Source organism: Endozoicomonas sp. SESOKO4 (assembly GCF_024606275.1).
The window spans coordinates 1-1,986 of the sequence record NZ_JAHHPS010000126.1; the positions used below are offsets into that span (position 1 = coordinate 1).

The window sequence follows — 1,986 nt, forward strand, 5'->3', positions numbered from 1 at the left end:
GAAGTGAACTGGTCAAACCACCAATGCGATCGTCAATCGAGTTAAGGCTTTCAACAGAGGATATTTGGGAAAGCTGGGTCAGCATCTGGTTTGTGTCCATCGGCGCCAGGGGATCCTGGTTGTTCAATTGTGCGATGAACAGTTCAATAAATTGGTCCTGGTTGACCTGTAGCGTTCGGCTGTCATTGTTCACAGGGTTAGCGCCGCTGCCTGATGAAACCGGATTAATGCCTGTCATAGTGCTCCTTTTTACTCACCAAGCGACAGCAATCGTTGCTGTAATTTCTTGGCGCTCACCATCACTTCCATACTGCTCTGGTAGCTGCGAGTGGCCGACAGCATGTCAGCCATTTCCTGCATCACATTAATGTCGGGATAGAAAACATAACCCTCCTGATTCGCCAGGGGGTTATCAGGTTCGTATCGTTTATTTTTTTCACTGGGTGGCATTTCCAATACATCATCAACCTGCACCCGGGCAGCGCCTGCATTCTCTCCAACAGTCTGCTTGTAGAAAGCAGAAAAAAGAGGTCTGACGGGACGGTATGCTTCTTCAGGCGTGCTACCCGCACTGGAGATATTAGCCAGATTACTGGCAATGGTATTAAGGCGAACCATCTGGGCATTCAACGCCGAACCAGATATTTCATAGAGGTTGTTCAATTTCATTTATAGTCCTCCCTTAATAGCCTGCTCAAGGGAGCCCAGCTTTTTACGCAGAAAAATAAGGCTGGTTTGAAAATCCATAGCATTCTGGGAGAAGGAAGCCTGCTCAACGCCCAATTCAACCGAATTGCCATCAGTACTTTGCTGGAATGGAATGCGATACATCATTGAACTGTCTTGTGCTGAGGGTGGCATGTCCAGATGCCTGTCGTCGGTAGAAGCATCTCCGGAAAGTTGACCCTTTAAGATGCTTTTAAACTCTACATCCCGGGCTTTAAAACCCGGTGTATCAATGTTTGCCAGGTTTCCGGCAATCACTTCAGCACGGATTCCACGAAACGCCAGCGCCTGGGGATGAACACCCAACGCAGACTCAAAGCTGATGGCCATAGGAGTTAAGCTCCTGCTTTATCGTTATTGATTTACTCCTAATCGACGACAACCCTGCTTTTATTCATTGCTATTTATTCATTGCTGAATTAAGCAGCTTGCACAGCAAAAACAGATTGCCTGTGTCAATGCTCGCTTTGCCACTCTTATATCTCTCAGTGGTCTGTCACCCAAGTTCACGTTGACTTAAGATTTATCTAGCGACCCGGGAAAATCTTTAGTAACTAGCGATTAATAATTGGAGTGCAAAAAACCTTCATGCTTTTAAATACAATGACACGACTGTTTCCTCTATGGGCTGTTATCTTTTCAGCTCTGGCTTATTCCTTCCCCGAGAGTTTTGATCATCTGGGCTACCTGATTAGTCACGGACTCAGCCTGATCATGTTGTTTATGGGACTGACCTTATCAGTGAACGACTTTGCCCGGATCAAAGATCGTTTACCCGCGCTCTATACAGGGGTGATGCTGCAATTTGGGATCATGCCTTTTGCCGGGTTATTGATTGCACAACTTCTGAGTCTTCCTGTGGATCTGACGATAGGCATGATTCTGGCGGGCAGTGTTGCCGGAGGAACCGCTTCAAACGTACTGTGTTATCTGGCAAAAGGCGATGTTGCCCTGTCCATTTCCATGACAGCTTTATCAACCCTGACAGGCGCTTTCGCTACCCCCTTGTTAATCAGTCTTCTTGCCCACCAGGTAGCAAGAACAGAGCCTGTGATGTTATGCCAGATGCTAAAGAAGGTGGCCGGCAGGGCTGCGGCAGGCGTAAAGAATTTAGTAGCCAATACTACCGCCAGGCCGGAGTTCTGCATACCGACTTCAATGGCGACAGTCTTGCAGGTTTTCCGGTCAAAGCCTGATAGATGCGCTACCAGATAACCCAGACTCAGACCTGTGCCATTGTGCAGTGCCACTGCCAGAATG

General features: G+C 47.7%; 4 protein-coding genes and 1 pseudogene. 1 reads left to right on the forward strand and 4 read right to left on the reverse strand.

The genetic code is table 11. The features are described from left to right. From KDK16_RS02240 to flgB, 3 genes are all read right to left on the reverse strand, one after another. Positions 1-238, reverse strand: a 238-nt coding sequence (locus tag KDK16_RS02240) for a flagellar hook capping FlgD N-terminal domain-containing protein (protein ID WP_306670694.1), incomplete at its 3' end; no start/stop codon positions are given. An 11-nt stretch (positions 239-249) separates the two neighbouring features. Next, entirely contained in the window at positions 250-669 is a 420-nt protein-coding gene (gene flgC / locus KDK16_RS02245; RefSeq protein ID WP_257274469.1) for a flagellar basal body rod protein FlgC, read from the reverse strand. Further along, complete coding sequence (gene flgB, locus KDK16_RS02250) at positions 670-1,056, reverse strand: flagellar basal body rod protein FlgB (RefSeq protein ID WP_257274470.1); 387 nt, start codon at positions 1,054-1,056, stop codon at positions 670-672. A 273-nt stretch (positions 1,057-1,329) separates the two neighbouring features. Here flgB and KDK16_RS13455 point away from each other — a divergent pair. Then, a pseudogene (locus tag KDK16_RS13455) lies at positions 1,330-1,740 on the forward strand (bile acid:sodium symporter family protein); the annotation flags it as partial. Here the strand turns inward: KDK16_RS13455 and KDK16_RS02255 are convergent. After that, on the reverse strand, positions 1,653-1,986 hold a 334-nt coding region (locus KDK16_RS02255; RefSeq protein ID WP_373690898.1), incomplete at its 5' end, for a bile acid:sodium symporter family protein. The pseudogene KDK16_RS13455 and the gene KDK16_RS02255 sit on opposite strands and share 88 nt — an antisense overlap.

Excerpts from the sequence above, each read along its gene's own strand:
- flgC (WP_257274469.1), bottom strand. The coding sequence starts at position 669 with ATGAAATTGAACAACCTCTATGAAATATCTGGTTCGGCGTTGAATGCC.
- flgB (WP_257274470.1), bottom strand. The coding sequence starts at position 1,056 with ATGGCCATCAGCTTTGAGTCTGCGTTGGGTGTTCATCCCCAGGCGCTG.